Source organism: Bradyrhizobium sp. HKCCYLRH1034 (assembly GCF_051168375.1).
In the GTDB taxonomy this organism is placed as follows: Bacteria; Pseudomonadota; Alphaproteobacteria; order Rhizobiales; family Xanthobacteraceae; genus Bradyrhizobium.
The window spans coordinates 96936-116587 of the sequence record NZ_JBNPUW010000017.1 but is presented as its reverse complement, the minus strand read 5'-3'; the positions used below and the strand labels follow the sequence as shown (position 1 = coordinate 116587).

The following is a 19652-nucleotide window of genomic DNA, read 5'->3' as shown; positions in this document are numbered from 1 at the left end:
CGTCGCGGTCGTAGCCCGGACGCGCGCCTGCACTACCGTGGCATCTCCGCGAGCGCGGCGAGGATGCGGGCCCAGGAGCGGATGCCCTTGTGGTAGCTCTTGAGGTCGTACTTCTCGTTCGGCGAATGGATGTTGTCGTCATCGAGGCCGAAGCCGACCAGGAGCGAGTCGAGGCCGAGCGTCTTCTTGAAATCGGTGACGATCGGGATCGAGGCGCCCGAGCCCATCAGGATGGTCTCCTTGCCCCACTCCTCGGTCAACGCCTGCTTGGCAGCCGCCAACGGCTTCATGGTCCAGTCGAGCGCGATCGCAGCGCCCGCCGAATGATCGCCGAACTCGACCGAGCAGTCGCCGGGGATGCGCGCCGACACGTAGTCGCGGAAGGCCTTGCGGATCTTCAGCGGGTCCTGGCCCTCGACGAGGCGGAACGAGATCTTCGCATGCGCCAGCGACGGAATCACGGTCTTGGAGCCCTCGCCGATATAGCCGCCCCAGATGCCGTTGATGTCGCAGGTCGGCCGCGATGAGATTTGCTCGATCAGCAGACGATCCTTCTCGCCGGCGGGGATCGACAGGCCGATCGGCTTCAGGAAACTCTCGGGCGTCAAGTTGAGCTTCTTCCACTGCTCCAGGACCTCCGGCGGCACATCCTTCACGCCGTCATAGAAGCCGGGGATGGTGATGCGGCCGTCGGCGTCGAACAGGCCGCCGAGGATCTCGGTCAGCACGCGGATCGGATTGCGCGCGCCGCCGCCGAACACGCCGGAATGCAGATCGCGATTGGCGGCCTTGATCTTCACCTCTTCATAGAGCAGACCGCGAAGCGAGGTCGTGATCGCCGGGGTGTTCGGGTCCCACATGCCGGTGTCACAGACCAGCGCGAAGTCGGCCTTGAACTCGTCCTTGTTGGCTTCGAGGAACGGCACGAAGTTCTTGGAGCCGACCTCCTCCTCGCCTTCGATCACCACGGTGACGTCGAGCGGCAGCGCGCCCGTCACCTTCTTCCAGGCGCGGCAGGCCTCGACGAAGGTCATCAGCTGGCCCTTGTCGTCCTCGGCACCGCGCGCGACGATGATCTTGCGGCCGTCGGCATGGTCGGCGACCACGGGCTCGAACGGCGGCCGATGCCACAGCTCGAGCGGATCGACTGGCTGCACGTCGTAATGGCCGTAGAACAGGACATGTGGCTTGGCCGCGCCATGGCCGTTGCTCTTGCCGACCACGGCCGGATGGCCGGCGGTCGGCCGCACTTCGGCGGCGAAACCGAGCGTCGCAAGATCCTGGGCAAGATGGTCGGCTGCTGCCTTGCAATCCCCAGCGAAGGCCGGATCGGCCGAGATCGACTTGATCCGGATCAGCGCAAACAGCCGCTCCAGGCTATTGTCGAAGTCGGCGTCGATGTGGTCGAGAACGGATTGAAGCTGCGCATTGGCCATGGCCACCAGATCCTTCGCATGTAACGGCTATCGGCCCGCTTGTAGCTCCGTTGCGCGGTCCGGGCCAGCCTCATGCAAAGGCAGCAAATGCCGCCTGCCCCCCAATCGGCGCAGATGACATGACAAGGCCATCACGCCGACCGGGAACACGACACCATATCAACGCCGCAGCAGTCCACCTAGCGCGCCACGCACGAGGGAGCGGCCGATCGAACTGCCCAAGGAGCCGCCGACCTGCTTGCCGAGATCGGCCGCGATCCCGCCCACCACCTTGTCGGAGACCGAGCGGGCGACGTTGCGCGCGATCACCTGCGTGGTCGAGAGCTGGCCGCGCTTGACGTTGGTGCCGAAGATCGTCGCGGCGATGTCGCCGATCTTGCCGAGTACGCTGCCGGAGGAGGCTTCCGTCGTCGCGGCGGTTCCGCTGATCCGCTTCTGCAGCAGCTCGTAGGCGGACTCCGCGTCGATCGCGGTGTCGTATTTGCCCTTGACCGGGCTCGCGGCGATGATCGCCTTGCGCTCCTCGGGCGTGACGGGTCCGATGCGCGCCGACGGCGGCCGGATCAGGACGCGCTCCACCATCGCCGGCGTGCCGTTGCCCTCCAGGAACGACACCAGCGCCTCGCCCTTGCCGAGCTCGGTGATCACCTTGGCGGTATCGAGCTTGGGATTGGGGCGGAAGGTGTCGGCGGCCGCGGCCACCGCCTTCTGATCGCGCGGCGTGAAGGCGCGCAGCGCGTGCTGCACGCGATTGCCCAATTGCCCGAGCACCCGGTCCGGAACATCGAGCGGATTCTGCGTGACGAAATAGACGCCGACACCCTTCGACCGGATCAGCCGCACCACCTGCTCGATCTTGTCCATCAGCGCCTTCGGCGCATCGTTGAACAACAGATGCGCCTCGTCGAAGAAGAACACCAGCTTGGGCTTGGCGAGATCGCCGACCTCCGGCAGCTCCTCGAACAGCTCGGACAGCATCCACAACAGGAACGTCGCGTAGAGTCGCGGGCTCTCCAGCAGCCTGTCGGCGACGAGGATGTTGATCATGCCGCGGCCGTCGCGGTCGGTCTTCATGAAGTCGGTGAGCGCCAGCGCCGGCTCGCCGAAGAACTTCGTGCCGCCCTGGTTCTCGAGCACGAGCAACTGCCGCTGGATCGTGCCAACGGTCGCGCGCGTGACGTTGCCGAACGACTGCGCCGCCTTCCGGATCGGCGCCAGCGGATCGGCCTCCGCATCCGCACCCTTCTTGCCGGCCTCCGGAATGATGGCGTCGAGCAGCGCGCGCAGATCCTTCATGTCGATCAGGGCGAGGCCGTTCTCGTCGGCCACGCGGAACGCGACGTTGAGCACGCCTTCCTGGACATCATTGAGGTCGAGCATCCGCGCCAGCAGCAGCGGTCCCATCTCGGTAACGGTGGCGCGCACCGGATGGCCCTGCTCCCCGAACACATCCCAAAATACCGTCGAGAACTGATCGGGCTGATAGGTGAGGCCGAGCTCGGTGGCGCGCTTGAGGATGAAGTCCTTCGCTTCGCCGGTCTGCGAGATGCCCGAGAGATCACCCTTGATGTCGGAGGCGAAGACCGGAACACCGGCACGGGCAAAACCCTCGGCCATCACCTGTAGCGAGACTGTCTTGCCGGTGCCGGTCGCGCCGGTGACCAGTCCATGGCGATTGGCAAGCGCAAGCGTCAACCAGGCCGGCTGCTCTCCGGCACCCACGAAGATCTTGTCGTCGGTATCAGCCACGGGTTTTCCGGATGGTGCCATGATGATCCATCTTTCGAGAGAGAATGTTTCGCATCACACGTGGTGCGGAGCATCGCGCGCGATAACATAGTTGAGTTTCGCGAGTTGGAACCAGCGTCAGGGTGCCTCACCTCTTCGCACGGCACGCACTCTTCTTAGCATTGGTGCTGCGCGATGCGCACGTTTGATCCGTGGATTCAACATCCGGTCTTGCATCGCTGCAACAGTTCATCGTCGATCGCGAATCGATTCGCGCACCGAGCCGGCTCCTCGCTTGTAATTCACGGATCGTCCGATCAAGATGAATTCAGCGAGAGGACATCCGGTCGTGGGGGACCGGATGAGACGGGGTTCACATGAACGAGTTGATTGAGCCGCTGGCCAGAACGGCCGGCATCAGTAAAGTCGTGGCTGAAATCATCGGCATCGGGCCTGACTTCCTTAGCGGCAATGGACGGCAATGGCAGGCGCCGCAGCCGTCAGCCGGTGAACTTTTTGCGTTCGGCCGCGACCAAATCGAAGCCGATCAGTTGGCACGATCGCGACAGGCACACCCGGCCTGAGCCCGGTTGCCCCAAGCCCGACCGCCCGGGCCATATCACCTGAAGCACCTTCGCGCGCGCCGAGTATCATGACATATCCGATCACCGAACTCGAAGGCATGACGACCTTCTATGCCGCCAAGCTGAAAGCTTTGGGCATCCGGACCACCGACACATTTCTCGAAGCCGCCCGGACCGTGAAAGGGCGTAAGGCGCTGGCCGCCAAGACCGGCATCAGCGAGCAGCAACTGCTCGATTGGGCAAACGCCGCCGATTACATGCGCATTCCCGGCATGGGCAAGGCCAAGGTCTGCCTCGTCCGCGCAGCCGGGGTGACCACCGTGCGCGAGCTGGCGCACCGCAATCCCGCCCGGCTGGCGCAGAACATCAAGGAGGTGAACACCCGGCGGAAACTGGTTCGCATCCTGCCGTCGGAGAAGTCGGTCGGCCAGCTCATCGAAAGGGCACGCCGGCTGGAGCCGAAGATCAGCTATTGACCAGCCTCTAGATTGACCGCGCTTGTGCAGCGCGACACCTTGACTTGAGGGTGGCAACCGCGCAAAGCGGCGCCCATGAGCGCCATTTCGCCGCACTCCGCCCCGGACCTCGCGTCGAGCCACCCGCTGCTGCGGAGCTGGCTTTCGCGTCCATTCCCGGCGGTGATGGGCATTCTCAACGTCACACCGGATTCGTTCTCGGACGGCGGCCGCTTCGATGCACCGGAACGCGCCATTGCGCAGGCCGAGCGCTTGATCGCGGCCGGCGCCGACATCATCGACATCGGTGCCGAGTCCACCCGGCCCTACAAGGGCGCGGTGCCGGTCACGGCCGAGGAGGAACTGGCGCGCCTGCAGCCGATCCTGCCCGCGGTCGTCGCACTCGGCGTGCCCGTGTCGATCGACAGCATGAAATCTCAAGTTGCAGGCTACGCGCTGGACCATGGTGCTGCGATCGCCAATGATGTATGGGGTCTGCAGCGCGATCCCGCGATGGCCGATGTCGTCGCCGCGCATGGCGCGCCGATCGTGGTGATGCACAACCGTGCTGCCGTCGATCCGGAGATCGACATCGTCGCCGACATGATCGGCTTCTTCACGCGCTCGCTCGACATCGCGGCCAAGGCCGGCATTCCCCGTGGGAACATCGTGCTCGATCCAGGCATCGGCTTCGGCAAGACGGCGGAGCAGAGCATGATTGCGCTGGCCCGGCTCGATGCATTCGCATGCTTCGGGCTGCCGCTGCTGGTCGGCGCATCGCGAAAACGTTTCATCAGCACCGTGGTGGCGTCGGAGCCGCAGGAGCGGCTCGGCGGCTCGATCGCGGCGCATCTGATTGCGGCTCGGCGCGGTGCTGCAATCATCCGGGCGCATGACGTCGCCGAAACGGTTCAGGCCGTACGCGTGGCCGCGGCAATCGAGGCACTGCGATGACCGATACGATCTTCATCAAGGGCGTTCTCATCCACGCGCGTCATGGCGTGATGGAGCATGAGAGCGAGGTCGGCCAGCGCTTCGTGATCGACCTCGAGCTCTACACCGACCTTTCGGACTCCTCGCGCAGCGACCGCCTCGCCGACACCGTGTCCTATTCCGACGTGGTGGAGACGGCGACGGCGGCGTTCAAGGACTCCAACTACCGCCTGCTCGAACGCGCGGCCGGCGCGGTGGCCGATGCGATCCTGTCGACCTTCGCCCGCATTCGCGCCGTCAAGGTCACGGTGCACAAGCCGCATGCGCCGATCGCCGCCATCTTCGAGGATGTCGGCGTGGTGCTGACGCGCTCGCGGCATCCATGACGGCGATGGCGAGCGCGCTGGTTGCTCTCGGCGGCAATGTCGGCGACGTCAGGGCGACGTTCCGGCGCGCCATTCCGGAGATCTGTGCGCGCGCGTCGGCGGCGCTTATCGCGCGCTCGTCCGACTACATCACGCCGCCATGGGGCGAGGAGCAGCAGCCGCCCTTCATCAATGCCTGCATCGAGATCGCGACCGCGATGCCTCCACGGCCGCTGCTCGGCGTTCTGCAGGCGGTCGAGCGCATGTTCGGCCGCAATCGCGCGCAGGAGACGCGGTGGGGTCCGCGGACGCTCGACCTCGATCTGATCGCCTATGACGATTTCGCGATCGACACCCCCGATCTCACGCTGCCGCACCCTCGCCTGTTCGAACGCGGCTTCGTGCTGGTACCCCTGGCCGAGATCGTGCCGGCGCGACAGATTGCCGGCCGCCGCGTCGATGAGGCCATGCTCGCCGTTTCGCGCGACGGAATCCGGCCGTTGCCGTCAGCCGAATAGCTGACATCTCCGGCCAAACAACCGTTTGGCTTGGCCGTCCTGACGTGGCATTTTGCGCCACAACAATCGCGATAACAGACGCCCGGGAGACGCGATCCGCATGACGACCGAGACCGACAATCTGCGACTGGCCGCCGATTTTGCGCCGGCCGGCGAGGCGGACTGGCGCAAGCTGGTCGATGGCGTGCTGAAGGGCGCGGCCTTCGAGAAGCTGGTCGGCAAGACCTATGACGGGCTCGAGATCCAGCCGATCTATCCGCGCGCCAAGCATGCCGCGCCGGTCGCCGGCCGCGCGCCATCGGCGCCTTGGCAGATCATGCAGCGCGTCGATCATCCCGATCCGACCAAGGCCAATGCGCAGGCGCTGATCGACCTCGAGAATGGCGCGACCGGCTTGTCGCTGGTGTTTGCCGGGTCGAATGCCGCGCACGGCTTCGGCCTCGCCGCCAGCCCCGACGCAGTGGCGCGCGCGCTCGATGGCGTGCATCTCGATGCTGCGATTGCAATCGAATTGCACCTCGGCGACTCGCTCTCGCCCGCCTCGCTTCTCGCCGACACCGTCAAGCAGCGCGGCATCAAGGCCGCGGCCTGCGACATCCGGTTCGGCCTCGATCCGATCGGGCATGCGGCCGCTCGCGGCGCAAGCTCGCATGACGCATCGACGCTCGGCGGCAACTCGGGCGCGCTGGTCAAGCAACTGCACGAGGCCGGCTTCAAGGGCCCGTTCTTCGCCGCGGACGGCCGGGTCGTGCACGACGCCGGCGGATCGGAGGCGCAGGAGATCGCTTTCGTGCTCGCCTCCGCCGTCGCCTATCTGCGGGCGCTCGAAGCCGAAGGCATCGCGCTCGAGACCGCGCGCGGCATGATCTATGGCCGGCTCGCCGCCGACACCGATCAGTTTCTCACGCTGGCGAAATTCCGCAGCCTGCGGCGGCTGTGGGCGCGCATCGAGGAGGCCTGCGGCCTGGCGCCAAAGCCGCTTTTCATCTCGGGCGAGACGGCTTGGCGCATGCTCACCCGGCGCGATCCTTACGTGAACATGCTGCGCGCCACCATCGCGACGTTCGCGGCCGGATTGGGCGGCGCCAATGCCGTGACGGTGCTGCCGCACACGGCCGCACTCGGCCTGCCCGACGCGTTCGCGCGCCGTGTCGCCCGCAACACGCAATTGGTGCTGCTGGAGGAAAGCAATCTCGCCCGCGTCGCCGATCCCGCCGCCGGTGCCGGCGGCATCGAGGCGCTGACCAGCGAGTTGTGCAGCGCCGCCTGGGCACTGTTCCAGGAGATCGAGAAGGCCGGCGGCGTCGTTGCGGCGTTGCAGGCGGGCCTCATCCAGGCCAAGGTCGCCGCGGTGAAGCAGGCGCGCGATGCGAACATCGCCAAGCGGCGCGACGTGCTGACCGGCGCCAGTGAGTTTCCGAATCTCAACGAGGCCGAAGTCGCCGTGGAAGCGGTCGCCCCTCTGGCCGCGCCGCTGGCGGCCAAGGCTGCGCTCAGCTTCGCACCGCTCACGCCGATCCGCCTCGCTGAAGGATTTGAGCGGCTGCGTGACCGCTCCGACAGCCTGCTGAAGAGCCAGGGACAGCGCCCCTCGGTCTTCCTCGCCAATCTCGGCACCGCCGCCGACTTCACCGCCCGCGCGACCTTCGTCCGCAGCTTCTTCGAGGCCGGCGGCATCGCCGCGATCGACGGCCAGGGCGGCGCGGATCCGGCCGCGCTCGCAGATGCATACCGCGCCTCCGGCGCCGCGATCGCCTGCCTCTGCTCGTCGGACAAGGTCTATGCCGAGGCCGCGGTTCCGGCGGCCAAGGCCCTTCAGGCCGCGGGCGCACGACATATCTATCTGGCAGGCCGGGGCGGCGAGCGGGAAGCTGCGTTGCGCGAAGCAGGCATCGGCAGCTTCGTGTTCGCCGGCGGCGACGCGCTGAAGACGCTCGAGGACGCCTATACGCATCTGGAGTGAGCATGACCGACGACACCAAGCCTCTCCTGACCGGCGGCTGCCAATGCGGTGCCGTCCGCTTCGCGTTCAAGACCACGCCGAACAAGGTCAGCATCTGTCATTGCCGGATGTGCCAGAAAGCCTCCGGCGCGCCGTTCGCCTCGTTCGCTGAGATCGACCGCGAGCACTTCGCCTGGACGCGCGGTCAGCCCGCCGCGTTCCGTTCATCCACGATCGCCGAGCGCTTCTTCTGTCCCGCCTGCGGCACGCCGCTCGGCTTCGGGCGTATTGATGGGCCGCGGATCGAGATCATGACCGGCAGCTTCGACCGGCCGGACCGGGTGGTGCCGACGCGACAATATGGCTCGGAGTCGCGACTTGGCTGGGTGGTCGCGATCGCCAATCTGCCGAGCCAGACGACACAACAGAACTATGGACCGGAGAAGATGGCGTCCATCGTCAGTCATCAGCATCCGGATCATGACTGAGCGCGCGACATGCGAGCGTCCGAGGACCACCTCATGATCAACTGGCTGGCCGCGCTCATCGAAACTGCGGTCCACGGCCTCTGGACGCGCAGCATGACAACGGATCCACGCAATGATCCGGTCTACAAGAAGAACATCCAAGAGCTGATCGAGAGAAACCGCAGGTTTGAGGACGCCAGGGAATGACCCGGATTCCGAATTTCGCCGACATCGCGTTCGCGCCGATCGCAGCCCCCGCGCCCGCAGGCGCTGCCGAGCCGTGGCTGACGCCGGAAGGCATCCCGGTGAAATCAGCCTATGGCGAGGCCGATCTCGCCGGCATCGACTTCCTCGACACCTGGCCCGGCATCGCGCCCTATCTGCGCGGCCCCTACCCGACCATGTATGTCAACCAGCCATGGACCGTCCGGCAATATGCCGGCTTCTCGACGGCCGAGGATTCCAACGCCTTCTACCGCCGCAACCTCGCCGCCGGCCAGAAGGGCCTCTCGGTCGCCTTCGATCTCGCCACCCATCGCGGCTATGATTCCGATCATCCGCGCGTCGGCGGCGACGTCGGCATGGCCGGCGTCGCGATCGACTCGATCTACGACATGCGCACCCTGTTCGCCGGCATTCCGCTCGACCAGATGAGCGTGTCGATGACCATGAACGGCGCGGTGCTGCCGATCCTGGCGCTATTCGTCGTCGCCGCCGAAGAGCAGGGCGTGCCGCCGGAGAAGCTGTCGGGCACCATTCAGAACGACATTCTGAAAGAGTTCATGGTACGCAACACCTACATCTATCCGCCCTCGCCGTCGATGCGGATCATCTCCGACATCTTCGCCTTCACCTCGCAGAAGATGCCGAAGTTCAATTCCATTTCCATCTCCGGCTATCACATGCAGGAGGCCGGCGCGACGCAGGATCTCGAGCTCGCCTATACGCTCGCCGACGGCGTCGAATATCTGCGCGCCGGCATCGCCGCCGGACTCGACGTCGACCGCTTCGCGCCGCGGCTGTCGTTCTTCTGGGCGATCGGCATGAACTTCTTCATGGAGGTCGCCAAGCTCCGCGCGGCGCGCCTGCTGTGGGCGAAGCTCTTGAAGCCCTTCAATCCGAAAGACCCGCGCTCGCTGTCCTTGCGCACCCACAGCCAGACCTCGGGCTGGTCGCTGACCGCGCAGGACGTCTACAACAACGTCGTGCGCACCGCGGTCGAGGCGATGGCGGCGACGCAAGGCCATACCCAGTCGCTGCACACCAACGCGCTCGACGAGGCGCTGGCGCTGCCGACCGACTTCTCCGCCCGCATTGCCCGCAACACCCAACTGTTCCTGCAGCAGGAGAGCGGCACCACCCGGATCATCGATCCCTGGGGCGGCTCGTATTATGTCGAGCGCCTCACCCGTGACCTCGCCGCCAAGGCCTGGGGCCACATCCAGGAGATCGAGGAGCTCGGCGGCATGGCCAAGGCGATCGAGGCCGGCGTGCCGAAGCTGCGCATCGAGGAGGCCTCGGCCAAGACCCAGGCCCGCATCGACACCGGCCGGCAGTCGGTGATCGGCGTCAACAAGTACAAGCCGACCGACGAGCCGCCGCTCGACGTGCTCAAGGTCGACAATTCCACCGTGCGCCGGCTGCAGATCGACAAGCTGTCGCGGCTCAAATCCGAGCGAAGGCAGGCCGAGGTCGATGCGGCGCTGGCGGCGCTCACGCGCTCGGCCGGCGACGGCAACGGCAACCTGCTGGCGCTCGCGATCGACGCGGCGCGCGCCAAGGCCACCGTCGGCGAGATTTCCGACGCGCTGGAGAAGGTGTTCGGCCGCCATCGCGCCGAGATCAAGTCCATCACCGGCGTCTACAAGCGGGAGATCGCCGCCATGTCCGGCAAAGCCGAGAAGCTGCAGGCGCTGATCGAGGCGTTCGAGGAGGCTGAGGGCCGCCGGCCACGCATCCTGGTCGCCAAGATCGGCCAGGACGGCCACGACCGCGGCCAGAAGGTGATCGCGTCGGCCTTCGCCGACATCGGTTTCGACGTCGACATCGGACCTTTGTTCGCCACCGCCGACGAGGCGGCGCGGCAGGCGGTGGAGAACGACGTGCACATTCTCGGCGTCTCATCGCTGGCGGCCGCGCATCTCACCGCGGTGCCGGAGCTGAAGGCCGCGCTCAAGAAGCAGGGCCGCGAGGACATCATGATCATCGTCGGCGGCGTCGTGCCGCCGCAGGATTATGATGCGCTGTACAAGGCCGGCGCCGAGGCGATCTTCCCGCCGGGCACCGTCATCGCCGACGCCGCCGAGGAGCTGATCCAAAAGCTCAATGCGCGGCTGGGGCACAGCGAGGCGGCGGAGTAGTCCGACTGCGTCACACCCCACCGTCATTCCGGGGCAAGGCCAAAGGCCTTGAACCCGGAATCTCGACATTGTCTTGCGTCCATTCCCGAGAGCGTCGAGCTATTGACGCGCTGTAATCAATCGCCGCGCGTTCGATCTGGGCACGATCGAACCTTTGCGGTACGTGCGCGTACAGACAACCAAACCCGGATCACAAGCCTCATGTATTCTACCAAACTGCTTGTCGCCGCCCTGTTCGGCCTGCTCACCCTCTCGCCGGCGATCGCCGCCGAAGCCAAGCCCGATGCGTCGATCAAGACCAAGGCCGCCGAGGCCAGCGTCACGCTGAGTGCCGACATCAAGGCCGATCCGGCGCTCGCCGCGAATTGCCTCGCCGAAGGCCGCAAGTGGATGGACAAGCAGGCCGCGGACGCCGCCAAGGACTACAAGGCGGACAAGGAACTGTTCCGCGACGGCCCTTACACCTATGGCCGCGACTATTCGGTGCGTTCGATGGTCGCCGATCGCTATGTCAGCGTGCTGCGCAACGACTACATGGACACGCATGGCGCCCATCCCAACCGGACGGTCGACACCATCCTCTGGGACAAGGCCGCCGCCAAGCGCATCTCGATCCGCCCGTTCTTCAACGAGACCGCCGACAATGGTCCGACCATGACCGCGATCAGCAAGGCGATCATCGCCTCGCTGCGGGCAGAGAAGAAGGCGCGCGACGCCGGCGACACTGACGAGTGGTGGTTGAAGAGCGTCGAGTCGAAGCTGCTCGGCATTGGCGCCGTCACGCTCGCGCCCTCGACGCTGGCCGGCAAGAGCTCGGGCCTCACCTTCCACTATCCGCCCTACGCCGTCGGCGCCTACGCGGAGGGCGACTATGTCGCCTTTGTGCCCTGGGAAACGCTGAAGCCCTATCTCAGCGCGGAGGGGCAGGCGATCTTCGGCGGCGCGAGGCCGAAGGGGGATGCCGAGGAGAACTAGCTGGCCGGGCCGCTCGCATCCGCTATAACGGGCGCATGTCCTCTCGTTCTCCTTCGCCAAATACCACGACCTTGGCCGACGATATCAGCGCCGGCAGCCGCGCGGCGCTGGCGCGCGCGATCACGCTGGTCGAGAGCCGCCGCGCCGACCATCAGGCCGCCGCGCGCGAACTGGTGCAGGCGCTGCTGCCACGGACGGGGCACGCGATCCGCGTCGGCATCACCGGCTCGCCCGGCGTCGGCAAGTCCACCACGATCGATGCTCTCGGCATGTTCCTGATCGGACAGGGCCACAAGGTCGCGGTGCTCGCGGTCGATCCGTCCTCGGCGCGCACCGGCGGTTCGATCCTCGGCGACAAGACGCGGATGGCGCGATTGTCCCATCACGAGCACGCCTTCATCCGCCCCTCGCCATCGTCGGGCACGCTCGGCGGCGTCGCCGCCAAGACGCGCGAAGCGATGCTGCTGTGCGAGGCCGCAGGCTTCGACGTGATCCTGGTCGAGACGGTCGGCATCGGCCAGTCCGAAACCGCGGTCTGCGACATGACCGATTTCTTCCTCGCCCTGATGCTGCCGGGCGGCGGCGACGAGCTGCAGGGCATCAAGAAGGGCCTGGTCGAGCTCGCCGACATGATCGCGATCAACAAGGCCGATGGCGACAACGTCAAGCGCGCCAACATCACCGCCGCCGACTATCGCGGCGCGCTGCATCTGCTCAGCCCCCGCTCCGAGCACTGGCATCCGCCGGTCGTGACCTATTCGGCGATATCAGGCACGGGCATCGCCGAGCTGTGGCAGAAGGTCCTGGATCATCGCAAGGCGATGATCGCCTCCGGCGAGTTCGCCGCGCGGCGGCGCGACCAGCAGGTGAAATGGATGTGGACCATGCTGGAGCAGCGCCTGATGGCGCGGCTGCGCACCGATCCATCCATCCGCGCGAAGGTGAAGAAGCTGGAGAGCGACGTCGCCGAGGGCCGCGTCGCGCCGGCGCTCGCCGCCGAGCAGCTCGCGGAGATGCTGACATGAGCGAGCGGCCGCGCATCCTGATCACCGGATTCGGCCCGTTTCCCGGCGCGCCGTCCAATCCAACCATGCCGCTGGTGAAGCGGTTGTCCGAGCTGCGGCGGCCAGCGCTGGATGACGTCGCCATCAGCAGCCACATTTTTCACGTGACCTATGCGACCGTGGATCGCGAGCTGCCCGCGCTGATCGCCGAGCGGCGCCCGCATGCGCTCATGATGTTCGGCCTCGCCGGGCGAACGTCCTATCTGCGGATCGAGACGCGCGCCCGCAACGCGATCACCACGACCTTCCCGGATGCCGACCGCCACGTCGCGCGCAAGGGCGTGATCGTCCCGGGTGCACATCCGATGCCGTTCGGCCCGCACATGGCGCGGCTGCTGCGCGCGGCGCGCGCCACCGGCATCGATGCCCGGGCCTCGCGCGATGCCGGCAGCTATCTCTGCAACTATCTGAGCTGGCGCGCGATCGAGGCGACCAAGGCCGCCGAAGGGCCGCGGCTCGCCGCCTTCATCCACATTCCTCCCTTGCCGCGTGCCGGCACGGCGTTGCCGCACGGCAGTTCGCGCATCACGCTGGAGGGGCTCGTCGATGCCGGCGAAGCGATGCTGACGGAGCTGGTCAAGCTCGTGCGACAGGCGTCCTGTCGCACGAGCTGACGCCGACGGTGGTATGACCGCTGACGGTCAGCGCGGGATATCAGATGCTCCAGCGGCGCCGACCGCCAAATCCCCCACCGATCAAGCGCAGCAGGAGCAACAGGACCACGGCGCCGATGAAGGCGTTGATGATCGCGGCGACCAGTCCGACACCCAGATGAATGCCGAGCTGCGGCAACAGCCAGTTGCCGATGAAGGCACCGAGGAGGCCGACGATCAGGTCGCCGATCAGGCCGAAGCCGCCGCCTTCCATGACGCGGCCTGCGAGCCAGCCCGCGACAATGCCCGCGAACAGAATAACCAGTAGACTCTCATTTGACAGATGCATGACCCTCTCCTCGCCGATCCATTGCGGGAACAATGTCCCCGAGTCCCATTGGTTCCCTCGGGAGAGGCTCACCGGTTCGACGGGCAACCCACGCCGGCGGGCGATCTGACGTGAAGATTTAACCCTACCGCCAACAATCCCGGGCGCAGGCGCTCATCCTCGGCATCAGCATTGAGACTTTCAGCTTAAGTCGTGGCCGCACATCATCTTTTGCGCGAGACGCTGACCATGGATGTCAATCGCCGCCGCATTCTGGCTGGATCGGCTGCCGGCGTCGCCGGGGCATTGGCCCTGCCGGCGGATGCCGCGCAGGCCACCCTCCTGATCTCCACACTCGGCCGCGACGCCACGCAATATGGCATCAAGCCCAACAGTCCCGACGACCAGACCCGCGCGCTGCAGCGTGCGATCGACGAGGCCGCCCGCGCCCAGGTGCCGCTGGCGCTGCCGCCGGGCACCTACAGGACCTCGATGCTGCGGCTTGCCAGGGGCAGCCAGATGGTCGGCGTCCGGAGTGCCACCAAGCTCGTGTTCACCGGTGGCGGCCCGTCGATGCTGTCAGCAGAAGGCGCTGACGGCCTCGGCGTCAGCGGCGTCGCGCTCGACGGCGGCGGCATTGCCCTGCCCCAGCGGCGCGGCCTGCTTCACGTTGCAGCCGGCAACGATGTCAGGATCCATGATTGCGAGATCACCCGCTCCGGCGGCAGCGGCATCTGGCTCGAGCAGGTTTCCGGCGACCTCAGCGGCAACGTCCTCACCGACATCGCGGTCACCGCGATCGTGTCGTTCGATGCCCTCGGGCTGATCGTGTCGCGCAATACCATCAAGGGGACGCGCGACAACGGCATCGAGATCCTGCGCACCGCGATCGGCGACGACGGCACGATGGTGCTCGACAACAGCATCACGGACATCAAGGCCGGCCCCGGCGGCTCGGGCCAGTACGGCAACGCCATCAACGCCTTTCGCGCCGGCAACGTGATCGTGCGCGGCAACCGCATCAAGAACTGCGACTACTCGGCGGTGCGCGGCAACTCGGCCTCGAACATCCAGATCGTCGGCAACAGCGTCAGCGACGTGCGCGAGGTCGCGCTCTACTCGGAGTTCGCATTCGAGGGCGCCGTCATCTCAGGCAATACGGTGGACGGCGCCGCGTTCGGCGTCTCCGTGTGCAACTTCAACGAAGGCGGCCGCATCGCGGTGGTCCAGGGCAACATCATCCGCAATCTTATCCCGAAGCGGCCGATCGGCACAGCACCCGACGACGACGCCGGCATCGGCATCTATGTCGAGGCGGACTCCGCGGTGACCGGGAACGTGATCGAGAATGCCCCGTCCTACGGCATCGTCGCCGGCTGGGGCCGATATCTGCGCGACGTGGTGATCTCCGGCAACGTCGTCCGCAACGCTCTGGCCGGCGTCGGCCTCTCGGTCGTGCCGGGCGCGGGCACGGCGCTCGTCAGCAACAACGTCATCTCCGGCACGCCCCGTGGCGCGGTCATCGGGCTCGATCACATCAAGCCGGTGACATCGGACCTGACGCAGGACGGTGCGCAGCGATTTGCCCATCTGACTGTCAACGGCAACGCCGTCAGCCGGTAACAGACTAATAAGCGACCGCCAGCGCTGGATAGCGGCGCTCGATGGCATCGAGGTCGACCACCGGCTCGTCATACTCGGCGTCGGATTGAATGCCGATGCTCAAGGCCTGCTCCAGGGCGAACATGTCGATGCGGGACGGCGCGACGGTCGGCTCCGGCGCGATGTCGTCTTCGGCCACATACTCGGGTTCGATGACGTCGTCCGGTTCCAGATCATCCGCGGCCAGCTCGATCTCGGGCTCGACGATGATCTTGGACTCCGCAAGGATGGTTTCGAGCGAAGGCGGCAGCGCAATGGGGCGCCGCTCGATGGGATGATTCTCATGGAGACGGAGTTTGATCGGCTCAGGCTCGGCGGGGCGCGCGGGCGCCGGTGGCGCAGCCACAACGGCAGCCGGCCTCTGGCTGGGCACGATGCTCACCTGCTCGGGCTCGGCGCGGGATAGCGCCTGCCAGGTCTGCACCGCGGCCTTGGCCTGGCGGATATCGTCCAGGAGAGACTGCTCGGTGTAGTAGCGGCGCCAGCGGCCGCTCTGGAACAGCTCGGTGAGATGGTCCAGGCGCCTTTCGGCAAGCGCGCACCAGCGTGCAGCCAGTTCGCGGCTGCAAGCCACGTCCGGTCGATGTGTCATGGGGGAGCCCGTGAGATAAGGGGACGGACGCACTCGGCACGAATCAACGCAACGTGACGTGAATATTTTGTGGAAAAGGTTAACAAAGTCTAGCTAATGCCATGTTGTTTGGCGGCCAAACCGTAGTCGTGCGGAAATTCTGTCCGTGTTTTTTCGGGCTTTGGCCAGGCGCGGAGCGCTAACGCGACCAACGGCATCCCTAGACAACCCAAGGATGTTCGACTCGGGGTGCGCGAGACACTGCCGGATATCGACGTTTCCGGGCTTCGACCTCGCCTAAAATGAAAGACCCGTCCGGGGGGACAACCGGACGGGTCGAGCCATATGGGCGCTTGGGGTGGATGGGCGCTCGCGCCGTATATAGCCTTAGGGAGGGGATCACCGCTCCCACATGCTTTCTGTCGTGATCGCCCCGCTGCACGTTCAAGGCGAGCGGGAGATTTTCGGAACGTTCACGAAAACGTTGGCGTCATTGCTGCGCGGGCCGAAGCGCGTCGCCGGCTGGAGATGCCTCGGTCACCGCGGCCGGCGCCGGGCGCAACTCGCGGGCCGCCGCGGGCTCCGTTTGCAGCCCCGCGGAAGGCACAGCAGCAGCGGGCGCATCCTGCGGCGCGGCCACGGCCTGGACCGCCGCCAACGCATCCGCCTGCCCCGCCCCGAACAGATCGTCGCGTCCGGGCGTCCCGAGATCGCGCGCGGTCCCGGTCAGCACGGTCCGCACCATCTCCGGCTTCAGCGCCGGATTGCGCTCCAGCACCAGCGCCGCAAGCCCGCTGACATAGGCCGCGGAAAACGAGGTGCCCGAGATGATCTGATATTTTCCGTCCGGCGCCGGCAGGAAGATCTCGGCGCCGGGCGCGGCCAGCGCGATGTAATTGCCGCGGTTCGACGCCGGCAGCAACTGGTCCCTGTCATCGGTCGCACTGACGGCGATGACGTTCGGATTGCCCGCAGGATACAGCGGCGGCGACTTGGCCCCGGCATTGCCGGCCGCGGCGACCATCACGACGCCCTTGGAAGCGACGGCCGCGATCGCGCGCTCGATCACCGCATCCTTCGGGCCGGCGAAGCTCATGTTGACGATCTGCGCGCCGTGCAGAACCGCGTAGTCCAGCGCCTTCAGGATCACATAGGAGCTGCTCTCCGGCCCGCCGCCTTTCTTGGCCATGCCGAAGGCGCGGATGGCGATGATGCGTGCATAGGGCGCGCTGCCCATCAACCGCTTGTGCGACACGATCACGCCGGCGATGCCCGTGCCGTGCACATGCGGCCCCTCGTCACCGCCGAGTGCGTCGAACGCGTCGAACGACGCGTCGGCGAATTCCGGGTGCTTGAGATCGACCGCGGAATCGATCACTGCGATGGTGACGTTGGAGCCCTGGGCCAGCCTGTGCGCTTCGGGCAGCCGCAGCTTCGCCAGCGCGTATTGCGCGGGATCGCCCTCGGCGGGCGGTACGTTCTGCTGCTGCAGCGTGTAGCGGTAGTTCGGCTGCACCGAACGCACCCTGGCATCTGCCGCGAGCGCACGGCTGACCGCCTGCACCGAGCGGCGATCGGTGATCCGGAACAGACCGATTGTGGCGCCGATCAGCGGAAAGCGCTGCGAGCTGATGCGCTGCAGGCCATGGCGGCGCGCCAGCGCGTCGGCCTGGTCCGTCGAGAGACCGTCATCGATTTCGGCGACGATCTCGTTGGCGATGGTCCGCGGGTCGACCGCGGCCGCAGCTTTCGGCTCGCCCCGCTGCGTCACCTTGGCGGACTTGTCTTTGTCCAATCTTCCTTGGGACCGCCGGCCCTGCCCGTCCGTCGTCACCGGCCGGCGGTCGAGACATTCACCCGAGGCGCTGCGATCCGCCGGGTCGCAGGAGGTCTGCAGGTTCGGTGCAAATCGCGCATTGGGCAAGGTCGGGCGCACGGTCATCGCCGTCGGCGGCGGCGCACGCATCGCGGTGCCCGGGTTGATGCTCGGCACCCGGCTCGGGATGTTGATGTTGGGCGAACGCATCATCGCCTGGGCATGGGCACTGAGGTCGCCACCTGCGAAAGCAGGCATTGCGACGACAATCAGCATCGCGACCGATCTGGCGAACTGGAGCGGCGAAGTAGACGACATGGAGCCTCCGAATGACGTTCGGACGGCGCGGGCCTATTGCGCGGCCACCGCGAGGCTGACGATCTTCTCGCGCGCCAGACGGCCGATCAGGCTGTCGGCCTCGGCCTTCGACAACGGCCGGTCGCCGAGTTGCAGCTTGAACAGGCCGCCCTTGGCGCCCTCGACGATCGAGGCCTGGTAGCTGTCGAGCAGCGCCGAGATGTCGGCCATGCGCGCATCCGGCGCGAACCGCACCAGCGCATAGGCGGGCGCGGTCGATCCGGCGACCTGCGGTCCAAGGCCGCGGATCAGCGGTGCGGCCGGGGCCGGTGCTTCGGCCATCCGCGAACGCGTCATGCTCTCGGGCGCCCGCTCCGCCGGGGCCGGCGCAGCGGCGCTCGGCGGCGGCGGCGCGGCCATCGGCCTGCTCGCGGGCTCGGGCGCCGCGGTCTTGTCCTGGACCGAGGCGGTCTGATAGGTCGCAGTCTGCGAGCGCATCAGCACGGCGCCGATCACGCCGGCCTGCGCCAGCACCAGCAGCGCGCCGAGGCTGACGGTCCACGCCAGGGTCCGCGGCGACAGGCTGTCGAAGAAATCCATCAGCCGCGCGCTGAAGCCGCGCGGCGCGGCAGGCTTCTGCACCGGATCCGCCTCGATCGCCGCGAACAGCTTCTGCATCGCACGCATCGACGGCGCGCCGAGGCTTTCGTTCAGCGCGATGGTCTCGGCATACTCCTTCTGGATCTCCGCATACTGCCTGGCGAGATCGGCATCGTTGGCAAGAGCCTCCTCGACCCGGCGCATGTCGCGCGCGCTCAGCGTGCCGGCGGCGTACCACGGCAGCAGGAGTTCGATCTCTCCGGGCTCTTGCTCCAGCATCTTGCTCAAAGCCATCATGGCCAGCCTCTCTCAATGCCGGCCGCTTTCAGGAGTTCGGCCAATTTCTTGCGCGCATAGAACAGGCGCGTCTTGACGGTGTTTTCCGGAATTCCGACGATCTCGGCCACCTCCTCCACGGACTTCTCGTGGTAGTAGACGAGATCGACGATCTCCCGGTGATCAGGCGAAAGCGCCGTCAGGCACTTGCGCAATGCTTCGCCGGTATTCTTCTTCTGGACCGCGACCTCCGGATCGTCGGAGGTATCCTCGATCGCGTTCGCGGCCTCGTCTTCCAGCTCAACGTCCTTCCGGCGCCGAAGGGCCGACAGGGCCTTGAACCGCGTGATCGCCAGGAGCCAGGTGGAGACGGCAGAACGGCCTTCGAACTTGCCGGCCTGACGCCACACGTCGAGAAAGACCTCGCTGATGAGGTCTTCCGCGACCTGCTCGTCCCGCACGAGCCGGAGCCCGAAACGGTACACCCTGACATGGTGCCGTCCGTACAGCACCTGCATGGCGAGCCGGTCGCCTTGAGCGATCCGGGCAATCAGGGTTTCATCTGACGCCGCTGCTGTCACGCTCAATGGCCGTCTCGCAAGATTGGTCTGGAGGATTGACGTCGCGGTTCGAACACAACCGCAAAAATCTTCAAAATACCGGAAAGATACGTCCCGAAATG

Annotated in this window: 20 protein-coding genes; 13 read left to right on the top strand and 7 right to left on the bottom strand. The window is 66.5% G+C overall.

Annotated elements, in window-relative coordinates:
• Positions 1-32: 32 nt before the first annotated feature.
• Positions 33-1436 (bottom strand): M20/M25/M40 family metallo-hydrolase, encoded by a 1404-nt coding sequence (locus tag ACQR0W_RS30235; protein ID WP_316171154.1) that lies wholly within the window; start codon positions 1434-1436, stop codon positions 33-35.
• A gap of 159 nt (positions 1437-1595) precedes the next feature.
• A complete protein-coding gene (locus tag ACQR0W_RS30230; protein WP_315716102.1) occupies positions 1596-3206 on the bottom strand; it encodes a helicase HerA-like domain-containing protein in 1611 nt (536 codons plus the stop codon).
• Between the two features lie 335 nt (positions 3207-3541).
• On the opposite strand from ACQR0W_RS30230, the gene ACQR0W_RS30225 reads away from it, so the two are divergent.
• From ACQR0W_RS30225 to ACQR0W_RS30170, 12 genes are all read left to right on the top strand, one after another.
• Complete coding sequence (locus ACQR0W_RS30225; RefSeq protein ID WP_316167043.1) at positions 3542-3748, top strand: hypothetical protein; 207 nt, start codon at positions 3542-3544, stop codon at positions 3746-3748.
• Between the two features lie 68 nt (positions 3749-3816).
• The gene (locus tag ACQR0W_RS30220; protein ID WP_315716100.1) at positions 3817-4224 is read left to right on the top strand and encodes a DUF4332 domain-containing protein; all 408 of its coding nucleotides are present in this window, start codon (positions 3817-3819) and stop codon (positions 4222-4224) included.
• A gap of 75 nt (positions 4225-4299) precedes the next feature.
• Positions 4300-5157 carry a dihydropteroate synthase gene (gene folP / locus ACQR0W_RS30215; RefSeq protein ID WP_316167045.1) on the top strand — a complete coding sequence of 286 codons (858 nt, stop codon included), beginning with the start codon at positions 4300-4302 and terminating at the stop codon, positions 5155-5157.
• A complete protein-coding gene (folB, locus tag ACQR0W_RS30210) occupies positions 5154-5522 on the top strand; it encodes a dihydroneopterin aldolase (RefSeq protein ID WP_315716098.1) in 369 nt (122 codons plus the stop codon). The genes folP and folB overlap by 4 nt, the downstream gene beginning before the upstream one ends.
• A 5-nt stretch (positions 5523-5527) precedes the next feature.
• Positions 5528-6019 carry a 2-amino-4-hydroxy-6-hydroxymethyldihydropteridine diphosphokinase gene (folK, locus tag ACQR0W_RS30205; RefSeq protein WP_316171190.1) on the top strand — a complete coding sequence of 164 codons (492 nt, stop codon included), beginning with the start codon at positions 5528-5530 and terminating at the stop codon, positions 6017-6019.
• Positions 6020-6119: 100 nt separating this feature from the next.
• The gene (locus ACQR0W_RS30200) at positions 6120-7982 is read left to right on the top strand and encodes a methylmalonyl-CoA mutase subunit beta (protein WP_316235253.1); all 1863 of its coding nucleotides are present in this window, start codon (positions 6120-6122) and stop codon (positions 7980-7982) included.
• 2 nt (positions 7983-7984) lie between these two features.
• Positions 7985-8449 (top strand): GFA family protein, encoded by a 465-nt coding sequence (locus ACQR0W_RS30195; protein WP_315753087.1) that lies wholly within the window; start codon positions 7985-7987, stop codon positions 8447-8449.
• Positions 8450-8482: 33 nt separating this feature from the next.
• Entirely contained in the window at positions 8483-8635 is a 153-nt protein-coding gene (locus tag ACQR0W_RS30190; protein ID WP_315753088.1) for a hypothetical protein, read from the top strand.
• Positions 8632-10788, top strand: coding sequence for a methylmalonyl-CoA mutase (scpA, locus tag ACQR0W_RS30185; RefSeq protein ID WP_315753089.1), 2157 nt, complete (start codon positions 8632-8634; stop codon positions 10786-10788). Before ACQR0W_RS30190 ends, scpA begins: the two co-directional genes overlap by 4 nt.
• Positions 10789-10989: 201 nt before the next feature.
• Positions 10990-11763 carry an RsiV family protein gene (locus tag ACQR0W_RS30180; RefSeq protein WP_434840875.1) on the top strand — a complete coding sequence of 258 codons (774 nt, stop codon included), beginning with the start codon at positions 10990-10992 and terminating at the stop codon, positions 11761-11763.
• A gap of 35 nt (positions 11764-11798) precedes the next feature.
• Positions 11799-12788, top strand: coding sequence for a methylmalonyl Co-A mutase-associated GTPase MeaB (meaB, locus tag ACQR0W_RS30175; protein ID WP_315753091.1), 990 nt, complete (start codon positions 11799-11801; stop codon positions 12786-12788).
• The gene (locus ACQR0W_RS30170) at positions 12785-13441 is read left to right on the top strand and encodes a pyroglutamyl-peptidase I (RefSeq protein WP_172131068.1); all 657 of its coding nucleotides are present in this window, start codon (positions 12785-12787) and stop codon (positions 13439-13441) included. Before meaB ends, ACQR0W_RS30170 begins: the two co-directional genes overlap by 4 nt.
• Before the next feature lie 40 nt (positions 13442-13481).
• On the opposite strand, the gene ACQR0W_RS30165 is transcribed toward ACQR0W_RS30170, so the two are convergent.
• Positions 13482-13769: a GlsB/YeaQ/YmgE family stress response membrane protein gene (locus ACQR0W_RS30165; RefSeq protein WP_434840876.1), complete on the bottom strand. Its 288-nt coding sequence runs from the start codon at positions 13767-13769 to the stop codon at positions 13482-13484.
• Between the two features lie 228 nt (positions 13770-13997).
• Here ACQR0W_RS30165 and ACQR0W_RS30160 point away from each other — a divergent pair, with 228 nt between their 5' ends.
• A complete protein-coding gene (locus tag ACQR0W_RS30160; protein WP_316187276.1) occupies positions 13998-15371 on the top strand; it encodes a TIGR03808 family TAT-translocated repetitive protein in 1374 nt (457 codons plus the stop codon).
• A gap of 4 nt (positions 15372-15375) precedes the next feature.
• Here the strand turns inward: ACQR0W_RS30160 and ACQR0W_RS30155 are convergent, their stop codons facing one another.
• The 4 genes from ACQR0W_RS30155 to ACQR0W_RS30140 form a co-directional block, all read right to left on the bottom strand.
• Positions 15376-16002 (bottom strand): TIGR03809 family protein, encoded by a 627-nt coding sequence (locus ACQR0W_RS30155; protein ID WP_315828244.1) that lies wholly within the window; start codon positions 16000-16002, stop codon positions 15376-15378.
• 469 nt (positions 16003-16471) lie between these two features.
• The gene (locus ACQR0W_RS30150; RefSeq protein ID WP_434840877.1) at positions 16472-18115 is read right to left on the bottom strand and encodes a S8 family serine peptidase; all 1644 of its coding nucleotides are present in this window, start codon (positions 18113-18115) and stop codon (positions 16472-16474) included.
• A gap of 33 nt (positions 18116-18148) precedes the next feature.
• Positions 18149-18991, bottom strand: a complete 843-nt coding sequence (locus ACQR0W_RS30145) for a hypothetical protein (RefSeq protein ID WP_315716086.1) — start codon at positions 18989-18991, stop codon at positions 18149-18151.
• Entirely contained in the window at positions 18988-19557 is a 570-nt protein-coding gene (locus tag ACQR0W_RS30140) for a sigma-70 family RNA polymerase sigma factor (protein WP_008961196.1), read from the bottom strand. The genes ACQR0W_RS30145 and ACQR0W_RS30140 overlap by 4 nt, the downstream gene beginning before the upstream one ends.
• Positions 19558-19652 lie beyond the last annotated feature (95 nt).